The sequence below is a fragment of the gamma proteobacterium symbiont of Lampromicra miyakona genome (assembly GCF_059730895.1).
In genome coordinates this window covers 4,087,524-4,113,558 of the sequence record NZ_AP035932.1, presented here as the reverse complement: position 1 = coordinate 4,113,558, position 26,035 = coordinate 4,087,524, and the positions used below count along the sequence as shown (strand labels likewise).

The following is a 26,035-nucleotide window of genomic DNA, read 5'->3' as shown; positions in this document are numbered from 1 at the left end:
GCCAGCGCTCCCTTTATGTTAACTGAACAGACTGACGCTGATGGCGCAGACCACGGCGGCCAGCGCGGTTTGCGGTGAGTGAGTCACAGCATTACCGATTGCCGCCACGTTATGCGCGATCAGCTGGATGACAGATTGCAACATGTTAGCCTCTCCCGATTGCCGCCAGTATGATACTGAACGGCACCGGTCTGTACAGATGTTACGCGCAGAAAGTGTGCAATAAATAACCCTTTTACACTTTTCCGCGTTATTCCATGCCCAGTTCTTTCAGTTTACGCGTGAGCGTATTGCGGCCCCAGCCCAGTAAACGTGCCGCTTCCTGCTTGTGGCCCTGCGTATGACGCAGCGCAGTGGTCAGCAGCGTACGCTCCATCTCCGGCTGTGCTTCTGACAGCAGGTTCTGATGACCGGAACGCAGCGCGCGGTCTGCCCACTGCGCCAGCAGCGTTGCCCAGCTGTCCGGCAGCGACTGCACCGGATTTTCCGGCGTACTCGACTCAAACAGCTCCGGCGGCAGATCCTGAATCAGCACTTCCTGGCCCGCGGCCATCACCGTCAGCCAGCGGCAGGTGTTCTCCAGCTGGCGCACGTTACCCGACCAGTGCAGTCGCGTCAGCGCGGCTTCAGTCTCCGGATGCAGAATTTTCGCTTCCACGCCCAGCTCACGCGCTGCGACCTGCAGGAAGTAGCGCGCCAGACGCGGGATATCCTCACGACGTTCACGCAGCGGCGGCAGATGCACGCGAATCACGTTGAGGCGATGGAACAGGTCCTCACGGAATTTGCCTTCCTGCACGCGCAGCTCCAGATTCTGGTGGGTAGCGGCGATGATGCGCACATCCACTTTGACCGGCGCATAGCCACCAACACGATAGAACTGGCCATCGGCCAGCACGCGCAGCAGGCGCGTCTGCACATCAAGCGGCATATCGCCGATTTCGTCGAGAAACAGCGTGCCGCCATCGGCCTGCTCAAAGCGGCCCTGACGAATCTGGTTCGCGCCGGTAAACGCGCCTTTCTCGTGGCCAAACAGCTCCGATTCGATCAAATCCTTCGGGATCGCCGCCATATTCAGCGCGATAAACGGGGATTTGGCGCGCGGGCTGTGGCGATGCAGCGCATGCGCGACCAGCTCTTTACCGGTACCGGACTCGCCGTTGATCAGCACGCTGATCGACGAACGCGACAGACGGCCGATGATGCGGAAGACATCCTGCATCGCCGGCGCTTCGCCGATGATATCGGTGGTCGGGCCGCTTACCGGCTGATTGCGCGGCTGCTGCTGCTCCTGATAGTGACTGATGGCACGCTCTACCAGCGCGACCGCTTCATCAATATCAAACGGCTTAGGCAGGTAATCAAATGCGCCCTGCTGATAAGCGCTGACCGCCGCGTCGAGGTCCGAATGCGCGGTCATAATGATGACCGGCAGCATCGGATGACGCTGTTTGATCTGCTTCAGCAGCGCCAGACCATCCATGCCTGGCATACGAATATCCGACAATAATACGTCCGGGGTTTTGGTCGAGAGCGCATCCAGCACCTCGTTGCCGCTGTCAAAGGTGGCGCAGCTTAAACCGGCTCCAGTGAGCGCACGTTCAAGCACCCAGCGGATGGAGCTATCGTCATCGACGATCCAGACTATCCCTCGTTGCATAGAAACCTCACTGGCGAATAGGCAGGTAAACCGAGAATTCGGTGTGGCCTGGCCAACTGTTAAATTCAATTTTTCCCGAATGCTGATCGATCAGGCTGCGGGCGATAGAGAGACCTAAACCGGTGCCGCCTTCGCGTCCGCTGACCATCGGATAGAACAGCGTATCCTGCAGCTGGGCCGGAATGCCCGGGCCATCATCTTCAATGTCGATACGCGCCACCAGCCGGTAACGCGTGCCGTGTAACGTCAGCTGAAACGCGGTACGGGTGCGGATGACAATGGTGCCGCCCGCTTCGCCCAGCGCCTGCAGCGCGTTACGCACCACGTTGAGCAGCACCTGCTCAATCTGGTCCGGATCGTGCGGCAGCTCCGGCAGGCTGGGGTCATAATCACGCACCAGCGAGACGTTTTCCGGCAGCTCCATCGACACCAGGTTAACCACACGTTCAGCCACCTGATGGATGCTCTGGGTCACGTGCAGTCCGGGCTGCTGCGGACCCAGCAGGCGGTCGACCAGGTTACGCAGCCGGTCGGCCTGCTCAATAATCACTTTGGTATATTCATTCAGCGCCGGATCGGGCAGGGCGCGCGATAACAGCTGCGCCGCGCCGCGCAATCCGCCGAGCGGGTTTTTAATTTCGTGCGCCAGGCCGCGTACCAGATCGCGCGCGGCAACCTGCTGGGCATGCTGAATTTGCTCCTGGCTGAGACGACGCTGATTATCCATCGGCGCCATTTCCAGCAGAATAAATCCGTCGGGTAGACGCTGTGCCGTGAGCGACATAATGTGCGCGCGGCCATCCACCACTAACGTGACTTCGCTATCGGTAAAGCCCTGGCCTGCCCCTAAACTCTCGCTCATTACCTCAATGTTCAGCGAAAAATAGCCGGTAAGTTCCGGTAAGGGCGTGCCGAACAATTTTCGTGAGCTTTGCGCCAGTAATTGCTGGGCCGCCGGGTTGGCGTAGTGGATAACCAGATCGTTATCGACCAGCAAAATACTGTTGATCAGGGAGTTGAGAATCTGCCCCGCGTCGGGCAGCGTGCCAGTTGCCATACAGCGTTCCTCTGCACTAAATTAGTGCATTATAGCCTTTGGGGACGCAAATCTATTCGTCGAACGATGAATTCGCGGTGAAAAAAGCCCATCCGGAGATGGGCTAAAGTTTCCACGGCAACAAAAAATCTTCAGCGCCAGGATTAGCACCGTCGCGGCGCTGGCGGCTACGGTGCATCTGCGCGAATCTTTTAAGGATTAAACGCTGTAGTACAGTTCGAACTCAACCGGGTGCGGCGTCATGCGTACGCGGTCGTTGTCAGCTTTACGCAGTTCGATGTAAGCATCGATAGCGTCGTCGGTGAACACGCCGCCACGGGTCAGGAACTCGCGGTCTTCGTTCAGTGCGTTCAGCGCTTCTTCCAGTGAACCGGCCACTTTTGGAATCTCAGCTTCTTCTTCCGGCGGCAGGTCGTACAGGTTTTTGTCCATCGCATCGCCAGGGTGGATCTTGTTGATCACGCCGTCGAGGCCGGCCATCAGCAGTGCGGTGAACGCCAGGTATGGGTTAGCCGCTGGATCCGGGAAGCGCGCTTCGATACGACGTGCTTTCGGGCTGGCCACCACCGGGATACGGATAGAGGCAGAACGGTTACGTGCTGAGTAAGCCAGCATGACCGGTGCTTCGTAGCCTGGGACCAGACGCTTATATGAGTTGGTGGTCGGGTTCGCCAGGGCGTTGATGGCTTTAGCGTGCTTGATGATACCGCCGATGTAGAACAGGGCAGTTTCAGACAGGCCGCCGTATTTGTCGCCAGAGAACAGGTTTACGCCGCCTTTAGACAGTGACATGTGGCAGTGCATACCGGAACCGTTGTCGCCAAACATTGGCTTCGGCATAAAGGTAGCCGTTTTGCCGTAGGCGTGCGCGACGTTGTGCACGACATATTTGTAGATCTGAATTTCGTCAGCTTTCTTGGTCATGGTGTTGAAGCGGGTAGCCACTTCGTTCTGACCAGCAGTAGCCACTTCGTGGTGATGCGCTTCTACCACCAGACCCATCTGCTCCATGGTCAGACACATGGCAGAACGGATGTCCTGTGATGAGTCAACCGGTGGCACCGGGAAGTAGCCGCCTTTCAGACCTGGACGGTGACCTTTGTTACCGCCTTCGTACTCTTTACCGGTGTTCCAGGCTGCTTCGATGTCGTCGATAGCCACGTGTGAGCCGGAAGTTGAAGAGCCGAAACGGATGTCGTCAAACAGGAAGAACTCTGGCTCAGGTCCGAACAGTACGGTGTCGGCGATGCCGGAAGAACGCAGGAACTCTTCTGCGCGCTTGGCAATGGAGCGCGGGTCGCGATCGTAGCCCTGCAGCGTGCCTGGCTCGAGAATGTCACAGCGGATGATGAGCGTCGGATCTTCGAAGAACGGATCCATTACGGCAGTTGTTGCATCCGGCATCAGCACCATGTCTGATTCGTTAATGCCTTTCCAGCCGCCGATGGAAGAGCCATCGAACATTTTGCCTTCTTCGAAGAAGTCAGCGTTAACCTGGTGAGCAGGGATAGTAACGTGCTGTTCTTTACCTTTGGTATCGGTAAAACGCAGGTCAACAAACTTAACTTCGTGCTCGTTCATCATCGAGAGAACGTGTTCAGCGGACATACTCAACTCTCCTGGAAATGGTCATTTTGTCGTCGTGGTGAGAGAACTTCTGTTGCCGGGAATGTGTCACGACTACTGACCACCCCTGACCAAGATCTCGGCAAGCTCTTCAACCGTTGTGCAACTGTCGTTTTCGCTTAAAAGATATAAAGCGAATTCTGTGCCAACTTTATTACAATGGTGAAAATGGCGCTGTGATGCGCCCTGCGGTGAGACGACGGCTGCACCAGCGTGGATGGAATGCACCAAAATAGTGCCGTCAGTTTAGGGGTAAGCACTTAAATGGTGCAAAGCGCCATCAAAGTGCAGCTTAATGCACCGTTATTGGTGCTAAAAACGCGCACTGCGAGAATCTTTCGGCGAAAACTGTGATCATGTTCAGTCTTTCGCTTAATCCGTGTACAATACCGCGTTATTTCTATAATGCCTGAGGCAAAGCTGTGATCGAAAATTTGCGTAACATCGCCATCATCGCGCACGTTGACCATGGTAAGACCACCCTGGTTGACAAACTGCTGCAACAGTCCGGTACTTTTGATGCCCGTACCGAAGCGACTGAGCGCGTGATGGACTCCAACGATTTGGAGAAAGAGCGTGGGATTACCATCCTCGCGAAAAACACCGCCATCAAATGGAACGACTACCGTATCAACATCGTTGATACCCCGGGACACGCCGACTTCGGTGGTGAAGTTGAGCGCGTCATGTCCATGGTGGATTCGGTGCTGCTGGTTGTAGACGCGATGGATGGCCCTATGCCGCAAACCCGCTTCGTAACCAAGAAAGCCTTTGCCCACGGTTTGAAGCCGATTGTAGTCATCAACAAAGTTGACCGTCCTGGCGCGCGTCCGGACTGGGTTGTGGACCAGGTATTTGACCTGTTCGTTAACCTCGACGCGACTGACGAGCAGCTCGATTTCCCGATCATTTATGCGTCAGCGCTGAATGGTATCGCCGGTCTGGATCACACCGACATGGCTGACGACATGACCCCGCTGTATCAGGCCATCGTCGACCACGTTTCTCCACCGCAGGTTGAAGTTGAAGCTCCACTGCAGATGCAGATCTCGCAGCTGGACTACAACAACTACCTCGGCGTAATCGGTATCGGCCGCATCAAGCGCGGTAAAGTGAAGCCAAACCAGCAGGTTACTGTGATCGACAGCGAAGGGAAAACCCGTAACGCGAAAGTCGGTAAAGTGCTGGGCCATCTGGGTCTGGAGCGTATTGAATCCGATCTGGCTGAAGCAGGCGACATCATCGCTATCACCGGTCTGGGCGAGCTGAACATCTCCGACACCATCTGCGACACGCAGAATGTGGAAGCGCTGCCAGCGCTGAGCGTGGATGAGCCAACCGTAACCATGTTCTTCAACGTCAACACCTCACCGTTCTGTGGTAAAGAAGGTAAGTTTGTGACGTCGCGTCAGATCCTTGAGCGTCTGAACAAAGAGCTGGTGCACAACGTAGCGCTGCGCGTAGAAGAAACCGAAGATGCCGATGCATTCCGCGTATCCGGTCGTGGTGAGCTGCACCTGTCAGTTCTGATCGAGAACATGCGTCGTGAAGGCTACGAGCTGGCGGTATCCCGTCCGAAAGTTATCTTCCGTGAATTCGAAGGCCGCAAGCAGGAGCCATTCGAAAACGTTACCCTCGACATCGAAGAAACCCACCAGGGTTCAGTGATGCAGGCGATGGGTGAGCGTAAAGGCGACCTGAAAAACATGGATCCGGATGGTAAAGGCCGCGTACGTCTCGACTACGTGATCCCAAGCCGTGGTCTGATTGGCTTCCGTAACGAATTCATGACTATGACTTCCGGTACCGGTCTGCTGTACTCCACCTTCAGCCACTACGACGACGTGCGTCCGGGCGAAGTGGGCCAGCGTCAGAACGGCGTGCTGATCTCCAACGGTCAGGGTAAAGCGGTTGCCTTCGCCCTGTTCGGCCTGCAGGATCGCGGTAAGCTGTTCCTCGGTCACGGTGCGGAAGTGTATGAAGGCCAGATCATCGGTATTCACAGCCGTTCTAACGACCTGACCGTAAACTGCCTGACCGGTAAGAAACTGACCAACATGCGTGCGTCAGGTACTGACGAAGCTACCACCCTGGTACCACCGCAGAAAATGACGCTGGAGCAGGCTATCGAGTTCATCGATGATGACGAACTGGTAGAAGTGACGCCGCAGTCAGTACGTATTCGTAAACGCCACCTGACCGAGAACGATCGCAAACGCGCGTCTCGCGGCAGCAAAGAGTAAGCGAAATCGTCTGATAATAAGCCCCGCACCCGCGGGGCTTTTTTTTGCCTGCCGTCTGAGGCAGCGCGACCCGCACGAAATCAGACCCCGCTTGCGGAATGCGGATTTCCCCTAAGCGTACCTGTTCAGGCTTGCCTTTTACCGCTAGAGTGAATGATCCAGGGAACGTAGAGGAGAGGTGTCATGCTGTACATCTTTGATTTAGGCAATGTGATTGTTGATATCGATTTCAATCGGGTACTCGGCGTCTGGAGCGATCTGGGACGCGTGCCGCTTGCCACGCTGCAGAGCCGTTTTCGCATGGACGAGACCTTCGAGCAGCACGAGCGGGGCGAAATCAGCGACCCGGAGTTTGCCGCCCGGCTGTGTGACCAGCTCGATATTGCCCTGAGCTATCCGCAGTTCACCGCTGGCTGGCAGGCGGTGTTTGTCGGCGTGCGTCCGGAAACGCTGGCGATCATGAACCAGCTGCGCGCCAGCGGCGAGCGCGTGGTGATTCTGTCTAACACCAACCAGCTGCATTTCGAGTTCTGGCCAACGCAGTATCCGGAAGTGCAACAGGCTGCCGACCACATCTATATGTCGCAGGATATCGGCATGCGCAAACCGGAAGCGCGCATCTGGCACTATGTACTGGAGCATGAAGGCTTCACCGCCGATCAGGCGGTATTCTTTGATGACAACCAGGCCAATGTTGATGCGGCGCGCGCGCTGGGCATTGAGAGCGTGCTGGTCGAAGATGCGAAAACCGTGCCTGACTGGTTTGCGAGCCGTCGCTGAGTGACCATGCGAACTCATCTGCGCCACTCGGCGCATGCGTTTTTCCTGTGGATTAAACTGCTGTGGCGCCGCATCGATGAAGACAACATGACCACGCAGGCCGGTAATCTGGCCTACGTGTCGCTGCTGGCGCTGGTGCCGCTGGTTGCCGTGGTATTCGCGCTGTTTGCCGCCTTCCCGGTGTTCTCCGACATCAGCGTGCAGCTGAAGAACTTCATCTTCACTAACTTCATGCCGGCCGCCGGGGATGTGATTCAGCGCTATCTCGATCAGTTTGTCGCCAACGTCAACAAAATGACGGCGGTGGGGGCGGTCGGGCTGATTGTCACTGCGCTGCTGCTGATGCACTCGGTCGACAGCGCGCTCAACGCCATCTGGCGCAGCGACAAGCCGCGCCCGATGGTCTACTCCTTTGCGGTCTACTGGATGATCCTGACGCTGGGACCGCTGCTGGCCGGTGCCAGTCTGGCCATCAGCTCCTATCTGCTGTCGCTGCGCTGGGTGAACGTGACCGGCGTCACCAGCCTGATCGATCAGGCGCTGCGCATCTTCCCGCTGGTTTTGTCGATTCTCGCCTTCTGGCTGCTATACAGCATTGTGCCGACGCGGCGTGTGCCGGGACGCGATGCGTTGATAGGTGCGGTGGTCGCGGGTCTGCTGTTCGAGCTGGGCAAAAAAGGCTTTGCGCTCTATGTTACGATGTTTCCTTCGTATCAGTTAATTTACGGCGTGCTGGCGGTGATCCCCATCCTGTTTCTGTGGGTTTACTGGACCTGGTGTATCGTGTTGTTAGGCGCGGAAGTGACCGTCACGCTGGATGACTATCGCCAGTTAAAACAGCAGGAACGCGATAAAGAACGAGAGGAAACATGATTGCTTTGATTCAGCGTGTGACGCGCGCCAGCGTCAGCGTGGATAACGCCACGGTGGGCGAAATTGGCGCCGGTCTGCTGGTGCTGCTGGGGGTGGAAAAGGGCGATGACGAGCAGAAATCACAGCGCCTGGCGGAGAAAGTGCTGGGCTACCGCATCTTTGGCGATGAGAACGACAAAATGAATCTCAGCGTACAGCAGACAGGCGGTAGCGTGCTGGTGGTTTCGCAATTCACCCTGGCGGCCGACACGCAAAAAGGCATGCGTCCCTCTTTCTCTGGCGGCGCGCACCCGGCGGAAGCCGAGCGCCTCTATCACGACTTCAGCGATCGCTGCCGGGCGCTGGGCGTCACCACCGCCAACGGGCGCTTCGCCGCCAATATGCAGGTTTCGCTGATTAACGATGGTCCGGTGACCTTCTGGTTACAGGTGTGAGATTTTTAGCCGAGCGGCAAGGGATCAGCCACGCAAGCTCCGAACGAGAGAATCACTTTATGTATCATCTTCGCGTACCGCAAACGGCGGAAGAGCTGGATATGTATTACCAGTTCCGCTGGGAAATGTTACGGAAGCCGCTGCGCCAGCCGCAGGGCTCAGAACGTGATGCCTGGGATGCGCTGGCGCATCACCAGATGGTGGTGGATGAGCACGGCAAACCGGTAGCGGTGGGCCGGCTGTATATCAATGCGGAAAATGAAGCGGCGATCCGCTTTCTGGCGGTGCATCCGTCGGTGCAGGGCAAAGGGCTGGGTACGCTGGTGGCGATGACGCTGGAGTCGGTGGCGCGCCAGGAAGGGGCCAAACGCGTCACCTGTAGCGCGCGCGAGGATGCGGTGGAGTTCTTTGCCAAGCTCGGCTTTGTCAATCAGGGCGAAATTACCGCACCGCAAACCACGCCGGTGCGTCACTTCCTGATGATTAAACCGGTGGTGACGCTGGATGATATTCTGCATCGCGCCGACTGGTGTGGACAGCTGCAGCAGGCGTGGTACGAACACATCCCGCTGAGCGAAAAGATGGGCGTGCGCATTCTGCAGTATACCGGGCAGAAGTTTGTTACCACCATGCCGGAAGCCGGCAACCAGAACCCGCACCATACGCTGTTTGCCGGCAGCCTGTTTTCACTCGCCACGCTCACCGGCTGGGGATTGATCTGGCTGCTGCTGCGCGAACGCCATCTCGGTGGCACCATTATTCTGGCCGATGCACATATACGCTATAGCAAACCCATCAGCGGACGGCCCGGCGCCATCGCCGATCTCGGCTCGCTGAGCGGCGATCTCGACCGGCTGGCGCGCGGACGAAAAGCACGCGTACAGATGGAGGTGGAGCTGTTTGGGGATGATGAACTGGGCGCGGTGTTTGAAGGTGTCTACATCGTGTTACCCGCCGATCCCGACGGGCCGCTGGAAGAGGGCGGTTCAGGCGCGCGCATTAATTAACCACGCAGCGCGCAACAAAACCACAGGGTCACTCTGCATGGCGTAATGCTTGCCAGCTAAGATTCAAATGCATTCAACAACAGTTGCATTTTTGGTAGCGGCGCAATTTATTGCGCGATAAATCGCGCCGCTACAAGAATTGTGCGATTGGCGATGGCCTGACTCGCCCGCATCGCGCTTTTTAGCGCGATCGATCATGCAATCACTGCACCTGCCCGCCACGCATCGTCTGCTGCAGCGACTGCGTATCCGTGGTCACCGACAAACTACCTTCTGCGCTGGCACGCAACGGTGCGCCCGCGCTGAGCGAGCCCTTCAGCTGCAGCTGCAAATTACTGCTACCGCTCAGCGGCAGCGCAGGCCAGCCCCAGTTTTGCAGCACGTTTGCCGGCACCGCCTGGCCTTTCAGGTTCAGCGTAAACGGACGCTGTGCTTCCTGCCCTGCGGTTGCCGTGCCTTCCAGTAATCCGCTGCCGTTGAAGGCGCTCATCTCGCTGACCTCAATCTGCCGATCGCTGGCGTTCAGGCTAATCGACGGATGGCGCAAATCGGTGCGGTTAAAGGTGGCTTCCGCCGCGTTAAAGCTGGCTTTGCCCGCCCAGATGCCCCATTGATGCTGGCGCGCCAGCAGCAGATTCTCTGCATTACCATCAAGCGCGGTCATCTGGAACGGGAAGGCCGGATTGATATCAATCACCAGATTACGGTTAGCGGTCGCACGCTTCACCAGCACGCTATCCAGCCAGCCCGGCAGCGTCTGCTGCCAGCGATCGCGCCAGTTTTGCGGCAGCGTGTATTCCAGGCCGGCAATGGCTAAATCGTCAAGCGTCAGGCGCTTGTCGCTGCGCGTCCAGCTGCCGCTGGCGCGAATCACGCCGTTGACCCAGCGGGAGCTGAACTGCGTCAGCTGAATGCCCTGCGGTGAGAATTCGGCGTTGACGATCGGATCGTTGAGTTCAAAGCTGCCGTTAATAAAGTTGCCGGCGTTCATGGCCAGCGAACCGTCGTCGCTCTGCCAGTCATCGCCGCGCAGCGTAATGTTCTTCAGGGTCAGATCGAGATCGGTCACCGCCCAGTCCGGGCCCTGCAGGCGCGCATCGGTCATATCCAGCCGGTTAATGCTCACCGAAGGCACGTCACGCAGCGGACTGAGGAACTCGCTCAGGCTCTGCTGGGTTTGCAGGCGAATATCGTTAAGACGCAGCTGGTTGATTTGCCAGTTACCCTGCGCGTCGCGCTCGGCCCGTCCGGTCATTGAGCCGCGCGCCAGATCGGCGCCGATATTGCTCAGCACCAGCCGGCGTTTGGCGATATTGCCCTGCAGCAGCACGTTGTTACCGGCGACGCCGTCCAGCGTCATGGCACCTGCGCTCATCTGGAACTGCGCATCGCTGCCCAGCATATCGTCAGGCGTGGGCTTCCACGGCACAATGCCGCCGTTGACCCGCTGCGCCGCCAGCGGCAGGGCGCTGTGCGGGCTTTCGATCTGCACATTATTGAGCTGCAGCCGGTTGGCCTGAATCGGCAGCGTGGTTTGTGGTGACTGGTTAGCGAGGTTGATGTCGCCGTCGCGCACTTCAATGCTGTCGAAATGCAGCGGATCGCTGAACTGCACCAGTGCCAGACCGAGATCGACGCGCTTCGCCACCAGTACCGCCGGCTGGCCGTCGTGGCCGAAGCTGAAGTCATCCAGGATGATGTGGGAAGGCGAGGAGAAGTTGTGCTCAATCTTACTCAGCGACAAATGCCAGGCGGTTTTATCGCTTACCCAACGGCTAAACCAGCCTGCGCCCCACTGGGTTTGCAGCAGCACATAGAGAACCACCAGCGCCAGCAGAATCAGCAGTAACAAGGTAAGGAAAAACTTGCCTAAAAATTTCATCGCATCCATCCATCCCGATATTTATCCGGTGAGTGGTTGTTATGCCTGAATTACCGTTACAGCTCAACAGCCTGGATGAAAAAGCGGATAAATAACAGGCAGGCCGTAGCCTGCCAGCAGCATTACTTTTCCTGCGGAAAGACGAGGTTAAGCACGATAGCGGTGATACCCCCGGCGGCGATGCCGGATGACAGCAGGGTTTTCAGCCAGTCCGGGGCAAATTGCAGAATCAGCGGCTGTTGCGATACGCCAAGGCCCACCGCCAGCGACAGCGCGATGATCATAATGGCACGGCGATTGAGCGGCTCGCGCGAAACAATGCGCACGCCGGAAGCGGCAATGGTACCAAACATCACGATGGTGGCACCGCCCAGTACCGGTTCCGGAATATGCTGCACAAAGCCGCTCACCGCCGGGAACAGGCCGAGTACGATCAGCATCAGCGCCACCACAAAGCCCACGTAGCGGCTGGCCACGCCGGTCAGCTGAATCACCCCGTTGTTCTGACCAAAGCAGGAGTTAGGGAAGGTGTTGAACAGCGCCGACACAAACGAGTTGAGACCATTGGCCAGTACGCCGCCTTTCAGACGCTTCATATACAGCGGACCGCTGACCGGCTGTTCGGAGACATCGGAGGTGGCGGTAATATCGCCGATGGTTTCCAGCGAGGTCACCATAAACACCAGCATCAGCGGGATCAGCAGATTCCAGTCAAAACCCAGGCCGTAATAGAGCGGCGACGGCACGGTCAGCAGCCCCTGGTTGGTTGGTGCTGAGGTAGCGGGCAGCATATCCAGCGCCCAGGCCAGCGCATAACCCACTGCCATGGCGATCACCAGCGACGCGACGCGCAGATAAGGGTTGCGCTGGCGGTTGAGCAGGATGATAACCACCAGCACGGCACCGGCCAGCAGCAGATTTTTCGGCGCCCCAAAGCTGTGATCGTTCATGGCGGCGAAGCCACCGCCAATCGAGGTCAGGCCGACCTGAATCAGCGACAGACCGATAATCATCACCACAATGCCGGACACCAGCGGAGTGATGATGCGCCGTGCGAGGTGCAGCACGCGTGACAGCAACATCTCGGTACATGAAGCCACCATCAGGGTACCAAACAGCGCCGCCATCATGGTCGGTACATCGGCACCGCCGTTTTTCAGCGCCATACCGCCCATGATCAGCGGCGTGACAAAGTTAAAGCTGGTGCCCTGAATCGACAGCAGGCCAGAACCCACCGGTCCCCAGGTTTTGATTTGCAGAATGGACGCCACGCCCGAAGCAAACAGCGACATGCTGATGATGTGCTGCGTGTCCTGCGCCGGTAAGCCGAGCGCCTGGCAGATCAGCAGTGCCGGGGTAATCACCGCCACAAACATCGCCAGCAGATGCTGGCAGGCGGCAAACAGCGTTTGCGGCAGCGGCGGACGATCTTCAAGACGGTAAATCAGTTCACTTTTGCTCTCGCCTGGCGCAGTGGCAGGCTGGCGGGATTCAGCAGTATTGACGGACATGGTGGCTTCTCAATAACAACAAAGGGGCGATTTTAAACGGTTGCGTTGTGAAAGCAATCGTTTGCAATGCCCCTTTTAGTTGCGATTGATCTAGAGCGTAAACACCGTGCGGCAGCGGCTGTCATCCTGCTGCCACGCCTGCTCTACCTCACTCAGCGGACGCTGCTGAAAAGCGATGGAGAAGTCACTTTCAGCGGCGGCGTTCAGCATCTCACCAATGCAGGCGATCAGTTCGCTGTCAGAGACGCTGCCCAGTCCGCTGCCCATCAGCGTCAGCCCGGATGAGCGCAGCAGTTTACTGTGCAGCGCGATCTCCTGCCCGCTGAGCGAGCCAATCTGCACGAAGCGCACCGTTTTCTCACCGCCGGCCACCGCCGCGTGCATGATGTCGAGCGCACTCTGGCCCCACAGATAATCCAGCACCACATCAATGCCCTGCTGCATCAGCGCTGGCAGCGCGCCGGGCAGTTCATCCAGCGTCAGGATGATATCCGCACCCTGCGTGCGCAGCTGCTCCAGCACCGCGCGGTTACGGCCGGTGGCGATGATTTTCCCGGCACCGAGGTGACGCGCAATGCGCACCGCCAGCCCGCCGGAGGTGCCGGTTGCACCGTTGATCAGCACGGTTTCACCCGCCTGAAACTGCGCGCGACGCGTCAGTGCGGCCCACGAGGACATGCCGGGATTGGCGATTGCCGCAGCCAGCAGCGGATCAAGCGTCGGCGGCAGCGCAACCACCGCCGCAGCCGGCACCCGGGTCTGCTGCGCCATACTGCCCCACGGTGCGCTAAAGGCGAGAAAATAGACCGGATCGCCGTTGCTCAGCGTGCCGGTGCCATCAATACCGGCGATAAACGGATAGTGGCTATCGGCGCTGTAATGGGCGCCGGCAGCTCGCGCTTTCGCCAGCTGGCTGATGGCGGCGGCCTTCACCGTTACCACCACATGCTGTTCATCGGCCTGCGGTGCCGGGAAATCGCCCCATACCGGTTTCTCACCTGCGGCACTGACAATAGCTGCTTTCATGTTTCACCTTCAGTTCATCGGATAATATGTGTAATATGCACACATTAGGCCTGCTCTGGGATGACGTCAATGAAAAGCGTGCAAAATACACATAATAATGCCGGCTTCGATGATTTGCACAACGCGCTGCTGATGATCGTCGGCACCTTTAATCGTCCGCAACGCGATGAATTATTAATAAAAGAGTCCGGTATCCAGCTGGATCGCGCCCTGTTTCCGTTGCTGATCCAGATTGGCCGCTTTGGTCCCCTCGGCGTGGTCGAGCTGGCCGATCGCGCCGGGCGCGATTACACCACTGTCAGCCGCCAGGTGGCGAAGCTGGAAGAGCTGGGGCTGGCGCAGCGGCAGAAAAATGCCAGAGACAAGCGGATCAATGAGGCGGTGATCACGGCGGCGGGAAAAGCGATGACGGATAAAGTCGACGTGGCGCGCACCCAGATCTATCAGCAGCTGTTCGCTGGCTGGCCAGCTGAAGAGCGCGCTGAGTTAACGCGCCTGTTACAGCGCTTCGTCGGGGATTTTATGGCAGTGGATCGACAGCCGCAGCTGGATTAAGCGTGGCTGTAGCGCTCGGTTTCCGGCAGCCAGCGCTCGATCAGCGCCTGAGCCTGTTCGGGATAATGCTGGTGGATATGGCGCGCCACGCGCTGAACTTCCGGAATCATGCTTTGATCGCGCAGTAAATCGGCGACTTTAAACTCGGCGTTGCCGGTCTGGCGCGTGCCGAGCAGTTCACCCGGACCGCGAATTTCCAGATCGTGCTGGGCGATGACAAAACCGTCGTTGCTGTCGCGCAGCACCTGCAGGCGTTTCTGCGCGGTTTTACTCAGCGGCGCTTTATACAGCAGCACGCAGTGTGAGGCGACGGCACCGCGGCCAACGCGTCCGCGCAGCTGATGCAGCTGCGCCAGACCAAGCCGTTCCGGGTTTTCGATGATCATCAGGCTGGCGTTGGGCACATCCACGCCAACCTCAATCACCGTGGTAGCCACCAGCAGCTGGATTTCGTTGGCCTTGAACGCCGCCATTACCGCCTGTTTCTCCGCCGGCTTCATACGCCCGTGTACCAGACCGACCTGCAGGTCCGGCAGCGCCACTTTCAGCTCCTGCCAGGTGGCTTCCGCCGCCTGCGCTTCCAGCACGTCGGATTCATCGATCAGCGTACACACCCAATAGGCCTGACGGCCTTCATGGCAGGCGCTTTGCACCCGGGTGATGATGTCGCTGCGGCGGGTATCGGGAATTGCCACCGTGGTCACCGGCGTACGGCCCGGCGGCAGTTCGTCAATGGTTGAGGTATCGAGATCGGCGTAGGCCGTCATCGCCAGGGTGCGCGGAATCGGGGTGGCGGTCATGATCAGCTGATGCGGATGGAAACCCTGCTCTTCGCCTTTTTCCCACAGCGCCAGCCGCTGATGCACGCCGAAACGGTGCTGCTCATCAATGATCACCAGCGCCATGCCGTTGAATTTCACCTGTTCCTGGAACAGCGCATGCGTGCCCACCACCATCGCCACCTGACCGCTGGCAATCGCCTCCTGCTGCGCTTCGCGCGCTTTGCCTTTCTGCTTTCCGGCCAGCCAGCCAACCTCTATGCCAAGCGGCGCAAACCACTGGCGGAAATTACTGGCGTGCTGTTCAGCCAGTAGCTCGGTCGGCGCCATCAGCGCTACCTGCTTGCCGTGGGCGATCACATTCAGCGCCGCCAGCGCAGCCACCAGCGTTTTACCGGAGCCGACATCACCCTGCACCAGGCGCATCATCGGGAAGTCGTGCGCCAGATCGCGCTCAATCTCTGCGACAACGCGCCGCTGCGCCGCGGTGGGCGAGAATGGCAGCGCGGCCAGCAGTTTATCCACCATTTCATGGCGTGCCGGCATGGGCAGGGCGTGATGGCGCTGAGCGCCGGCGCGTACTGCCAGCATGCTGAGATTGTGCGCCAGCAGCTCTTCGAGAATCAGACGCTTCTGCGCCGGATGACGGCCGGTTTCCAGCTCGCTCAGGCGCAGGTCCGGCGGCGGCCGGTGCAGGGTGCGCAGCGCCTCCGGCAGACTGATCAGACCGCCGCTCAATTCCGGCGGCAGCAGCTCGGCAATCGGGCAGCTCTCCAGCAGCGTCAGTGCCTGATCGGTGAGATTACGCAGCGTGGCCTGGCGAATCCCTTCGGTGGTGGGATAGACCGGCGTCAGGGTTTCCTGCAGCTCAACGCCACCCAACTCGCCCTGGACGCGATACTCCGGATGAATGATTTCAGCGCCGCGCTGGCCGCGTTTGATCTCGCCATAAGCGGTGACGCGACGGCCCGGCGCCAGGCTGTTTTTCATGCCGGCGTTGAAGTTGAAGAAGCGCATCGTCAGCACGCCGCTGCCGTCGCTGATCTGGCATACCAGCATGCGACGGCGGCCAAAGGTGATTTCGCTGTGCAGCACTTCACCTTCCACCGTTGCCCAGATGCCGGGCAGCAGATCGTTAATTTTGTACAGCTGGGTGCGGTCTTCGTAGCGCAGCGGCAGGTGCAGCAGCAGATCCTGAATGGTAAACAGGCCGAGTTTCGCCAGCTTACCCGCCTGGCTGGCGCCGACGCCGGTCAGGGTACTGAGCGGAATGGCATCCAGCAGACGGCCTTTCATTTTTTACCCGTCGCTTGCATGGTGGACCACCAGGCGGCATCGGCTTCGACTTCGCCCTGCGCGTTGATGTGCGGATAGGGCAGGCCTTTCTGCTTCGCTACGCGCGCCAGCACCGGATAACCGCCCTCAAACAGCAGGCGCTGCTGCTCATCCTCGTCCAGCAGGCTGTGCTGGCGGCGATACATGCCGGCGTTTTGCCGCTGACGCTGGGCTTCATACAGAATCAGCGCGGAGGCCACGGAGACATTCAGCGACTGCACCATACCGACCATCGGAATGATGATATCGCGGTCGGCCAGCGCCAGCGCTTCAGCGGTGATGCCGGTTTTCTCCTGGCCCATCAAAATACAGGTCGGTTTGGTGTAATCGATCTCGCGGAAATCGACCGCTTTGTCTGACAGATGGGTCGCCAGCACCTGCATGCCGCGATCTTTCAGATGGCGCACCGCATCAGCAATGTGGCGATGGGTTTTCACCTTCACCCAACTGTTACTGCCCGCCGACGCGGACACCATGGTGCGCATACGCACGCTGGGCCATACGGCGTGCACTTCGTGGATGCCGACGGCGTCGGCGGTGCGGATCACCGCAGAGACATTGTGCGGCTTATGCACCTGCTCCATGCAGACGGTGAGATCGTGCTGGCGCATGGCCAGCATCTCCTGGATACGAGCAAAACGTTGAGCGTTCATGCACTAATTACGGTTACGGTGAACTTTAATCACGTCCGGCATCACGCGGATTTTACGCATGATATTGGCCAGATGGACGCGATCGTTCGCGGTGAGGCGGATGAAGGCGCTGTAAACGCGACCGTCACGCTCTTCGGTATTGAGGCTTTGAATATTCGAACCTGCGGTATTGATTGCCGCGGTCAGGTTGGCCAGCGCGCCCTGGTGGTTAAACATATCCACCTTAATCTCGGCGACAAACTCCTGATCGGTCACTTTATCCCATTCAACCGGCATGAATTTTTCCGGTTCTTTCTGGTAGCCGCGAATGTTACGGCAGGATTCGTGATGAACCACCAGCCCTTTACCGGGGCTGACATGCGCGACAATCGGGTCGCCAGGGATGGGACGGCAGCACTTGGCGAAGGTAATCAGCACGCCATCAGCGCCCTTGATTGGCAGCTTTTTGCTGCGCTTACTGCTGCCAGATGACGGTTCGCTACCGGATTGCAGCAGGTTCTTCGCCACCACCACGCTCATGGCATTGCCGAGGCCAATCTCCGCCAGCAGATCGTCGATGCTGGAGAGCTTCATACGCTCCAGCTCCTGCTGAATATTCTCCGCCGGAATTTCGGCCAGCTTTTTACTGCCGCCGAGCGCATGGCTCAGCAGACGACGGCCGAGGTTAACGGAATCTTCGCGCTTGAGGTTTTTCAGCAGCTGGCGAATTTTGGCACGCGCTTTTGAGCTGACCACAAAGTTGAGCCACGCGGCATTTGGCCGGGCGCCAGGGGCGGTAATGATTTCAATCGTCTGGCCGCTGGTCAGCGCCTGCGACAGCGGATACGGCTGGCGATCAACGCGCGCACCGACGCAGGCGTGGCCGATATCGGTGTGCACCGCATAGGCGAAATCCACCGGCGTGGCGCCCGCGGGCAGTTCGACGATGCGGCCTTCCGGCGTAAACACGTAGATCTCATCCGGGAACAGATCGGATTTTACGCTCTCGATGAATTCAAACGAGCTGCCAGCGCTCTGCTGCAGCTCCAGCAGGCTTTGCAGCCAGCGCTGGGCGCGAATTTGCGCGGTAGTACCGCTTTCGCCAGCTTCTTTATAAGCCCAGTGGGCCGCCACCCCCATCTCCGCCATCTGATCCATATCTTCGGTACGGATTTGTACCTCAACCGGCACGCCGTGCGGGCCGATCATCGAGGTGTGCAGTGACTGATAGCCGTTGGCTTTGGGAATGGCGATGTAATCTTTCACGCGTCCGGGACGCGGTTTGTACAGGCTGTGCATCTGACCGAGCACGCGATAGCAGGTATCAAGGTCTTTCACGATGACGCGAAAGGCATAAATATCCATGATCGAGTGAAATCGCTGCTCTTTCAGGTGCATTTTGCGGTAGATCGAATAGAGATGCTTTTCGCGTCCGCTGACGCGGCACGGAATGCCGGCTTCCTGCAGACGCCCGTCGATTTCCGACAGGATCTTCTGAATCATCTCTTTACGGTTACCGCGCGCCGCTTTCACTACCTCTTTAATCACGCGGAAACGGTTTGGATAGAGCGCTTCAAAGCCGAGCTCTTCCAGTTCCGTTTTCAGGTGATGAATACCTAGGCGGTGCGCCAGAGGACTGTAAATTTCCAGCGTTTCCAGCGCGATGCGCCGTTTTTTATCCGGACGCAGCGCGCCCAGCGTGCGCATGTTGTGCGTGCGGTCAGCCAGTTTGATCAGGATGACGCGAATGTCCTGCACCATCGCCATGATCATTTTGCGGAAGTTTTCAGCCTGCGCTTCTTTCTTATCGCGGAATTTCAGCTTATCGAGCTTGGAAACGCCTTCCACCAGCTCGGCCACGCTTTTTCCGAACAGCTGTTCCATGTCCTGATAGGTGGCGGGCGTATCCTCAATCACATCATGCAGCAGCGCCGCCATCAGCGTTTCGTGGTCGAGCTTCATCTCGGCCAGAATGCAGGCAACCGCAACGGGATGGGTGATATAGGGTTCGCCGCTGGAGCGTGTCTGGCCCTCGTGGGCATCACGTGCGACAAGGTAAGCTTGCTTGAGGCGCTTGATTTGCTCCTCAGGCAAGTATTTTTCAATCAGCTGATTGAGGCTTTCAAACAGATACAAGGTTGACCTGCAGAGTGCTGTTAACGACGACCTTCAGCGATAGCGGTAACGGCTTGTAACTCAGCGGCTTCCTGCTCTTGCTGTTCCTGACGATCACGGACATCCAGAATCTGGTTGGTGATCAGGCCTTCTTCGATTTCGCGCAGGGCGATAACCGTGGCTTTATCGTTCTCTTCCGGAACCAGCGGATCTTTGCCGCCTACCTGCATCTGACGTGCACGACGTGCAGCGACCAACACCAGGTCAAAACGGTTACCAACTTTCTCTACTGCGTCCTGAACGGTTACGCGTGCCATAGGTGTGCTACTCCACAGATGATGAAGAAATGACTGGGCATAATACTGAAAGTGACTTCAGACTGCCAATAGTTTGCTGATTAAAGCATCATGTCGCGCTTTCTGGCGACCCATACGCAGACGTTCTGCGCGAATAATGGTTTTCAGATCCGACAGCGCCAGATCGAAATCATCATTAACAATCAAATAATCGTATTCGGCATAGTGGCTCATTTCTGCCACTGCCTGCGCCATGCGGCGGGCGATCACCTCTTCGCTGTCCTGACCGCGGCCGCGCAGGCGGCGATCCAGCTCTTCGGTGGACGGCGGCAGAACAAAGATACTGCGGGCGGCCGGCATTCTCTGGCGAATCTGCTGTGCGCCCTGCCAGTCAATGTCGAGAAACACGTCAACGCCGGTCGCCAGCACCTGCTCAATCGCCGCGCGTGAGGTGCCGTAATAATTGCCAAACACTTCCGCATGCTCAAGGAAAGCATCCTCGGCGATCATGCGTTCGAATTCAGGCTTTGAGACGAAAAAGTAGTGTTCACCATGCGCTTCGCCGGGGCGCACGCCGCGGGTGGTATGAGAAACAGACACCTGCGTATCGTACAGCGGTTGTGTCTTTAACAGCGCCTGAATCAGGCTGGATTTACCTGCGCCGCTGGGGGCGGAAACAATATAGAGCGTGCCTTGAGCCATGGTTATCTTGAATTGAGTAAAGAGCGGAGTCGATTTCCTGCACAGTATACACGGCTTAAGCGCAGCACGCAGCGTTTGCCGCCCGCGCGCGGCAATTCTTTTTCTGTGCGCGCCCTCCAGCGGCAGCGCAACTTTCTGCAATTCGCACAAAAACCCGTCAGCCTCGCTCCACAATCGGCTTTTTAACGCTGGTGTCACTCACCGCGGCACGCTGCAATCAGCAAAAAAGGAGGCGACGATGAAAGGATGGAGATGGCTGGGTGCGATGTTGCTGGCGGGATGTGCGAATGGGATGGCGGTTTGTCCCAACTGGTCACCGGTGCGCGCTGAACAGGAGATGGGCGTGCTGCACAACCAGCTGCGCCACTGGGATGATGCCTACTACCGTCAGGGGCAAAGCCCGGTAAGCGATGCCGACTACGACAGCCTGCAGCAGCGCTTACAGCAGTGGCAGCGCTGCTTCTCGCCGGCGTTGCCCGGCTATGCGGCACAGCTCAGCACTGACGGCAGCACGCTGCATCCGGTGGCGCATACCGGTGTGCGCAAGCTGCGTGACAAGCTGGCGGTGGCCTACTGGATGCAGGATAAACCGGCGCTGTGGGTGCAGCCAAAAGTCGATGGCGTGGCGGTGACGCTGGTGTATCGCCACGGCGAACTGGCTGGCCTGATCAGCCGGGGCGACGGACTGCGCGGTGAACAGTGGCTGGCGAAAGCACCGCACATTGCGGCGATCCCGCGGCATATCGCGACTGACCGTGCGGAAGTGGTATTGCAGGGCGAACTGTTCCTGGCGATGACCGATCACCAGCAGGCGCGCGACGGCGGTCAGAATGCGCGCGCCCAGGTGGCGGGTGCCATGATGCGGCGCGAAGCCAGTCCGCTGTTGTCGCGCATTGGCGTGTTTATCTGGGCATGGCCGGATGGGCCGCCGATGATGCAGGCGCGGCTGGCGCAGCTTACGCAGTGGGGCTTTGCCCTGACGCAGCAGTGGAGCCGCCAGGTCAGTAATGAAGAGGAGGTCGCGGCCTGGCGTGAGCGCTGGTATCGCCAGCCGCTGCCTTTTGTCACCGATGGTGTGGTGATTCATCAGTCACCGCAGCGCGTCGGACGCGACTGGCAGCCCGGGCAGGGCAGCTGGTCGGCCGCGTGGAAATATCAGCCTGCCGAAGTCAGCAGCGAAGTGCTGTCGGTGGATTTCAACGTCGGACGCACCGGCAAAATTGCCGTGGTGCTGAACCTGCAGCCGGTGCAGCTGGAGGATAAAACAGTCCGGCGGGTCAATCTGGGCTCGCTGCGTCGCTGGAAGCAGTGGGATGTGATCGCTGGCGATCAGGTCACACTGTCGCTGGCCGGGCTGGGTATTCCGCGGCTGGAACGGGTGATCTGGCGCGTGGCGCAGCGCGACTATCCGCTGCCGCCACAGGACGACGCATTCAATCCGCTGAGCTGCCTGCACTTCAGCGCAGGGTGTCGCGCGCAGTTTCTGTCGCGCCTCAGCTGGCTGAGTCACAAGTCAGTGCTGGATATTGCTGGCATGCAGCGCAGTAGCTGGCAGCGTCTGCTGGACGGCGGCAGCATCAGCCACCTGTTCTCCTGGCTGACGCTCACGCCAGAGCAGATTGCGCAGGCGCAGGGCATCTCCACCGTACGCGCCCGGCAGATCTGGCATCGCTTTAACCTGACGCGCCAGCAGCCGCTGCGCCGCTGGATCAGCGCGCTGGGCTTACCGCTGCCGCGCACGGCGCTACAGGCGTTGCCCGATACGCAGTGGTCGCAGTTGCTGGCGCGTTCAGCCGACAGCTGGCAGCAGCTGCCGGGTATCGGCAGCGTACTGGCACAGCGGCTGGTGACGATGCTGCAGGATACGCGCCTGCAGTCGCTGATTCACTTTCTGCAGCAGCAGAATATCCCGGCGCAGCCGTCAGTGCTCGGGGTGGGGGTAGTTGAAAATCGGCAGACCGAGGCGGAAGCGCAGCGCCAGCAGGCGGGCGAAGAAGCCGAACAGTAGCGTGATGATCACCACCACTTCATGCGCCAGCGGTGTTTTCAGCAGCAGGATATACATCCAGCCGGAGGCAAAAGCGATGCCGGCGTACAGCTCTTTCTGGAACACCAGCGGAATGCGGTTGCAGAACATATCGCGCAGCACGCCGCCAAAGACACCGGTTATGACTGCGGCGATGGCGGCGATGATCGCCGCATGGCCGGAATCCAGCGCAACCTGTGCACCGATAATCGAGAACACCACCAGACCCAGCGCATCCAGCACCAGAAACACTTTACGCAGATGATTCATCAGCGGCGCGACAAAGGTGGTGACCACGGCCGCCGCCGCGACGATCATGATGTATTCCGGGTGTTTCACCCAGCCGAGCGGATAGTGGCCCAGCAGAATATCGCGCACCGAGCCGCCGCCAATCGCCGTGACCGACGCAATAATAATGACGCCGAACAGGTCCATTTTGCGTCGGCCTGCCGCCAGCGCACCGGTCATTGCTTCGGCGGTAATACCAATGATGTACAGGACGGTTAATAACATAGAGCACTCCAGTAAACTGGCGGCAAGGCTAAAGATTTCCCAGAGTGTAGACCACTGAGATTTCTTAAAAAAATGTTTTCGGATTAGCCATCCTGATGGTGAGCCTGCTGATGGGCTTGTTACAGAGGAACTGCAGTTATCAGCCGGTGTTATCGCATCAATAAAAATGATGCGAGACGGCGGAACGACCCTGATTTAAGTTTCGCCGATGATGTGTCGTACCTGATTAATGCCTGCTCATTCAGGCTCATCATTTACGGGCGCGACGTGCAGCAACTCTGGACAGGCATGAAAAAACACAGCGAAGACATCCTCTACTACTCCTCCGATAAGCTGGCGGCACTCGGGCTGGAAAGCCTGCTATCAGCGTTACCGGTGGGCTGCCGGGTGCATGAACTCTGGTCGCTCAGTACCGTCATCTCGCAGTGTGAAAGAGTGCGGCCGCGGTTACTGGTATTTATTTTTCACGAAAATATGCCGCTGGCTGGCACCTTCAAAGTACTGTATGCGCTGCAGCAGCAGTTTCCGGCCATGCAGATGCTGGTGCTGACCCGACGTCTGTTGCCGATGATGCACGCTCTCAGTCGTTATCTGCCCGGACTCAGCGTCCTCGATTTAAAATCCTCACACACCGCGCTGTGTCGTTGCCTGCTGGCCTGTATCGCCGGCGGGATACCGCAGTTGCAGGAGGGGGCTGACATTCTGCTACCGGACCGGCAGCTACGGGTGCTGCTGATGTTGGCGTGGGGCTATAACACGGAGCAGATTGGTAACCGGCTCGGTATCAGCCATAAAACGGTGAATGCACACAAGCTAAATGCGCTTACCCGCCTGCAGGTGAAAAGCAAAAACGATATGGCCGATCTGTTTATGGTGATTGACGAGCTGCGCATGCTGGTGGGATGGCTGCGCCTGCACCGCAATGGCAAGCTGAGCGAGCTGGCTTATCATTCGCTGGAAGAGTTACTGGAAGCATAAAAAGAAAAAAGCGTGCTGGTAACCAGCACGCGAACGCATCTTGCAGATGCCCAGAGCCCACCATACAGACTTGTTGTTATTATCCGTTTCTTGCTCGCACTGCGGCGAAAGCTTTCAGGCTAAAACGGTACTCCGGCTGGAACCATGGACGTCCGTAGTAGCAGTAGATCAGCATTCTGATGGAAACCATCGCCAGGTAACCCCAGATGGCGCACAGCACTGACGGCGTCAGCCACACGGTAAACAGCGTGACCGCCAGCCCTGCCAGCACGGAAGACGTTTCCGTAAAGGCAATGCGCGTAAATTGTTTTTCCCGTTGCAGGATGGCGCGATAGTGTTGCCCCTGCGGAATAATAATAAAGATAACGGAAATCATCTCCAGCATAATTGCCAGTTCCGGCTGTCCCATTATTCGGCTGTAAATGTCACTGCCGATAAACAGCGCGGCAAAAATAAATAAACCGCTTAATACGTTACCCCAGTAAAGCGTCGAGAGTTCGCTGTTGTTTAAACTTTGATAGCGAATAAGTGCGTTACCGAAGCCGCGATCGGCTAATGTATCAATCACTAATAATATCACTACGGCAATCGCGAGCAAATTGAGCTCATTTGCCTGCAGGATTTGCGCCAGCAGTGAAAGCTGTAATACCCCAATGCCAACGATTTTTATGGATGACAACACTGACCATTTGGCGCTGGCCAGATTTCTTTCGCGTATCGCCATACTCTGCTCATTATGGTACATGTACCAGTGCAATTAAGGGTTCACCCGGGCGGCGGCCCAGAGTACAGATCACATCAATGCAGCGCTTCCTGTCGCAGTCCTGAGATACCTTTCAGTGCCGGCCACGTCGCGATGCTGTTAATTAAGTGATGCTCTGATAATAAAATGATGCCCCTGGCGCGTAATTGTTGTGGCGTCTGCGCGGTATCTCCTCCGGTCAGGAGGAAATCCGCGAGATCGTTATAAAATCCTTTTGCATTATTATATTTCCCGGCCAGTATCCGTCTGGCAATCTCAACGAATTCTTTTTCAGATAACGAAGGATAGGTTGAGCGATCCATGTTATGTCCCTGCTGTTTTTATTATTAAGTACTGCTGTGTGTGAAGGAGTTATACCGTGTTTTATTTAAATTAACACCATAAGAAAACTCCTATAAATCGACTGCAGGAATAAATGGTTTCAGAATATGGATGTGAATATATAAGTTCTGGCCTTTGCAATTTATAAGTCCTTTTCCACCTTTTATGGCGCTGCAAAGTTGAACAAGTCAGCGCACAGGAAAAAACAGAGATAAATCAGAAGCACTCAGCTCTCGTCAGCCCGGCATGACCAGGAATTTTCCCGGTTACGACGCTTTAGCCAGACTGGTGAATGGTGCGAAAATGCGCTTTGCGCGCGGTGAAACAGTTAAACACCGCTGCGCGAAAAAAATGCTGCTTTTTAACGATTACGTCCAGCGCAGGATAAAGGGTGGCTGGTGGGATAATGCATTGATTCTAATGGGTTAACAGATGAAGGAGGCGCTCAAGATCGCGTTTTACCCAGGCAACATCCCCGGCGAACTTCTCATCAGACATCAGCGGCTGGCGATAAACCACCATGACGACTTCGGCACCCTGCTCGTTGGCAATGACCCGCATCGGCATATAAATCTCTTTACCGCTGCCGGTGTCAATCCAGTGATCCATCACGCCAAACGGGTTATAGGGAGTGAAACGAATCTTCACTGTGCCTTCCGGGCCTTTCGCTTTCCAGTACTGGCCTTCCTGCGTCAGCGTGCTGCTGCTCAGGCCGCTGGCCCACTTCGCAAAACATTCGGGTTTCCAGATGGTTTCGTACAGATCTAACCAGTTACGGGGAATGGTGAGCGTCACTGTCTGAGATGGTAGCATGGAGCCTCCGCGGGGCAGGTAAACGACAAATTAAACCTGAAACATCGCCTGTCACCTTAACTGAAGGTCACCGGACTGCAAACGGCCCGGTGACGGAAGTGTGCTGCA

General features: G+C 57.7%; 24 protein-coding genes. 8 read left to right on the top strand and 16 right to left on the bottom strand.

The window, feature by feature from the left end:
• Positions 1-18: 18 nt before the first annotated feature.
• The 4 genes from AC6I8P_RS19335 to glnA all read right to left on the bottom strand — a co-directional run bounded on the left by AC6I8P_RS19335 (position 19) and on the right by glnA (position 4,325).
• Positions 19-144, bottom strand: coding sequence for a YshB family small membrane protein (locus AC6I8P_RS19335; protein ID WP_021507120.1), 126 nt, complete (start codon positions 142-144; stop codon positions 19-21).
• Between the two features lie 106 nt (positions 145-250).
• The gene (gene glnG, locus AC6I8P_RS19330; RefSeq protein WP_031279642.1) at positions 251-1,660 is read right to left on the bottom strand and encodes a nitrogen regulation protein NR(I); all 1,410 of its coding nucleotides are present in this window, start codon (positions 1,658-1,660) and stop codon (positions 251-253) included.
• 7 nt (positions 1,661-1,667) lie between these two features.
• Positions 1,668-2,717, bottom strand: coding sequence for a nitrogen regulation protein NR(II) (gene glnL / locus AC6I8P_RS19325; protein ID WP_021507118.1), 1,050 nt, complete (start codon positions 2,715-2,717; stop codon positions 1,668-1,670).
• A 198-nt stretch (positions 2,718-2,915) separates the two neighbouring features.
• Positions 2,916-4,325 carry a glutamate--ammonia ligase gene (glnA, locus tag AC6I8P_RS19320; protein ID WP_031279641.1) on the bottom strand — a complete coding sequence of 470 codons (1,410 nt, stop codon included), beginning with the start codon at positions 4,323-4,325 and terminating at the stop codon, positions 2,916-2,918.
• A 440-nt stretch (positions 4,326-4,765) separates the two neighbouring features.
• Between glnA and typA the strand changes: the two genes are divergently transcribed.
• The 5 genes from typA to fabY all read left to right on the top strand — a co-directional run bounded on the left by typA (position 4,766) and on the right by fabY (position 9,680).
• Positions 4,766-6,586 (top strand): ribosome-dependent GTPase TypA, encoded by a 1,821-nt coding sequence (typA, locus tag AC6I8P_RS19315; protein WP_021507116.1) that lies wholly within the window; start codon positions 4,766-4,768, stop codon positions 6,584-6,586.
• Between the two features lie 183 nt (positions 6,587-6,769).
• A complete protein-coding gene (gene yihX / locus AC6I8P_RS19310; protein ID WP_021507115.1) occupies positions 6,770-7,366 on the top strand; it encodes a glucose-1-phosphatase in 597 nt (198 codons plus the stop codon).
• 6 nt (positions 7,367-7,372) lie between these two features.
• On the top strand, positions 7,373-8,239 hold the full coding sequence (locus tag AC6I8P_RS19305; protein ID WP_238561347.1) for a virulence factor BrkB family protein: 867 nt from the start codon (positions 7,373-7,375) through the stop codon (positions 8,237-8,239).
• Positions 8,236-8,673, top strand: coding sequence for a D-aminoacyl-tRNA deacylase (dtd, locus tag AC6I8P_RS19300; protein WP_021507113.1), 438 nt, complete (start codon positions 8,236-8,238; stop codon positions 8,671-8,673). Before AC6I8P_RS19305 ends, dtd begins: the two co-directional genes overlap by 4 nt.
• 59 nt (positions 8,674-8,732) lie before the next feature.
• Positions 8,733-9,680 carry a fatty acid biosynthesis protein FabY gene (gene fabY / locus AC6I8P_RS19295; RefSeq protein WP_021507112.1) on the top strand — a complete coding sequence of 316 codons (948 nt, stop codon included), beginning with the start codon at positions 8,733-8,735 and terminating at the stop codon, positions 9,678-9,680.
• 202 nt (positions 9,681-9,882) lie between these two features.
• Here the strand turns inward: fabY and AC6I8P_RS19290 are convergent, their stop codons facing one another.
• The 3 genes from AC6I8P_RS19290 to AC6I8P_RS19280 all read right to left on the bottom strand — a co-directional run bounded on the left by AC6I8P_RS19290 (position 9,883) and on the right by AC6I8P_RS19280 (position 14,099).
• Positions 9,883-11,562, bottom strand: a complete 1,680-nt coding sequence (locus AC6I8P_RS19290) for an AsmA family protein (protein ID WP_058780493.1) — start codon at positions 11,560-11,562, stop codon at positions 9,883-9,885.
• Between the two features lie 122 nt (positions 11,563-11,684).
• Positions 11,685-13,073: a nucleobase:cation symporter-2 family protein gene (locus AC6I8P_RS19285; protein WP_349844105.1), complete on the bottom strand. Its 1,389-nt coding sequence runs from the start codon at positions 13,071-13,073 to the stop codon at positions 11,685-11,687.
• 90 nt (positions 13,074-13,163) lie between these two features.
• The gene (locus tag AC6I8P_RS19280) at positions 13,164-14,099 is read right to left on the bottom strand and encodes a quinone oxidoreductase family protein (RefSeq protein ID WP_021507109.1); all 936 of its coding nucleotides are present in this window, start codon (positions 14,097-14,099) and stop codon (positions 13,164-13,166) included.
• 69 nt (positions 14,100-14,168) lie between these two features.
• Here AC6I8P_RS19280 and AC6I8P_RS19275 point away from each other — a divergent pair, with 69 nt between their 5' ends.
• Positions 14,169-14,654, top strand: coding sequence for a MarR family winged helix-turn-helix transcriptional regulator (locus AC6I8P_RS19275; protein ID WP_127833485.1), 486 nt, complete (start codon positions 14,169-14,171; stop codon positions 14,652-14,654).
• Here AC6I8P_RS19275 and recG read toward each other — a convergent pair.
• The 5 genes from recG to gmk are packed head-to-tail and all read right to left on the bottom strand — an operon-like array spanning position 14,651 to position 20,513.
• Positions 14,651-16,729, bottom strand: a complete 2,079-nt coding sequence (gene recG / locus AC6I8P_RS19270; RefSeq protein WP_498030893.1) for an ATP-dependent DNA helicase RecG — start codon at positions 16,727-16,729, stop codon at positions 14,651-14,653. The two genes, AC6I8P_RS19275 and recG, sit on opposite strands and share 4 nt — an antisense overlap.
• Positions 16,726-17,421: a tRNA (guanosine(18)-2'-O)-methyltransferase TrmH gene (gene trmH, locus AC6I8P_RS19265; protein ID WP_031279638.1), complete on the bottom strand. Its 696-nt coding sequence runs from the start codon at positions 17,419-17,421 to the stop codon at positions 16,726-16,728. The genes recG and trmH overlap by 4 nt, the downstream gene beginning before the upstream one ends.
• A gap of 3 nt (positions 17,422-17,424) precedes the next feature.
• Positions 17,425-19,536, bottom strand: a complete 2,112-nt coding sequence (gene spoT, locus AC6I8P_RS19260; RefSeq protein WP_021507105.1) for a bifunctional GTP diphosphokinase/guanosine-3',5'-bis pyrophosphate 3'-pyrophosphohydrolase — start codon at positions 19,534-19,536, stop codon at positions 17,425-17,427.
• A 20-nt stretch (positions 19,537-19,556) separates the two neighbouring features.
• Positions 19,557-19,832: a DNA-directed RNA polymerase subunit omega gene (gene rpoZ, locus AC6I8P_RS19255; RefSeq protein ID WP_021314198.1), complete on the bottom strand. Its 276-nt coding sequence runs from the start codon at positions 19,830-19,832 to the stop codon at positions 19,557-19,559.
• A gap of 57 nt (positions 19,833-19,889) precedes the next feature.
• Positions 19,890-20,513: a guanylate kinase gene (gene gmk, locus AC6I8P_RS19250; protein ID WP_021507104.1), complete on the bottom strand. Its 624-nt coding sequence runs from the start codon at positions 20,511-20,513 to the stop codon at positions 19,890-19,892.
• Positions 20,514-20,751: 238 nt separating this feature from the next.
• Between gmk and ligB the strand changes: the two genes are divergently transcribed.
• Positions 20,752-22,521, top strand: coding sequence for an NAD-dependent DNA ligase LigB (ligB, locus tag AC6I8P_RS19245; RefSeq protein ID WP_481658037.1), 1,770 nt, complete (start codon positions 20,752-20,754; stop codon positions 22,519-22,521).
• Here ligB and AC6I8P_RS19240 read toward each other — a convergent pair.
• Entirely contained in the window at positions 22,435-23,052 is a 618-nt protein-coding gene (locus AC6I8P_RS19240; RefSeq protein ID WP_031279636.1) for a trimeric intracellular cation channel family protein, read from the bottom strand. The genes ligB and AC6I8P_RS19240 overlap by 87 nt on opposite strands.
• A 288-nt stretch (positions 23,053-23,340) precedes the next feature.
• Here AC6I8P_RS19240 and AC6I8P_RS19235 point away from each other — a divergent pair, with 288 nt between their 5' ends.
• Positions 23,341-24,030 (top strand): response regulator transcription factor, encoded by a 690-nt coding sequence (locus AC6I8P_RS19235; RefSeq protein ID WP_481658036.1) that lies wholly within the window; start codon positions 23,341-23,343, stop codon positions 24,028-24,030.
• 79 nt (positions 24,031-24,109) lie between these two features.
• On the opposite strand, the gene AC6I8P_RS19230 is transcribed toward AC6I8P_RS19235, so the two are convergent.
• From AC6I8P_RS19230 to AC6I8P_RS19220, 3 genes are all read right to left on the bottom strand, one after another.
• On the bottom strand, positions 24,110-24,754 hold the full coding sequence (locus AC6I8P_RS19230; protein ID WP_088516691.1) for an oligosaccharide flippase family protein: 645 nt from the start codon (positions 24,752-24,754) through the stop codon (positions 24,110-24,112).
• Between the two features lie 74 nt (positions 24,755-24,828).
• On the bottom strand, positions 24,829-25,095 hold the full coding sequence (locus tag AC6I8P_RS19225) for a hypothetical protein (RefSeq protein WP_166712551.1): 267 nt from the start codon (positions 25,093-25,095) through the stop codon (positions 24,829-24,831).
• 436 nt (positions 25,096-25,531) lie between these two features.
• Positions 25,532-25,927, bottom strand: coding sequence for a hypothetical protein (locus tag AC6I8P_RS19220; RefSeq protein ID WP_021507099.1), 396 nt, complete (start codon positions 25,925-25,927; stop codon positions 25,532-25,534).
• Between the last annotated feature and the right edge of the window lie 108 nt (positions 25,928-26,035).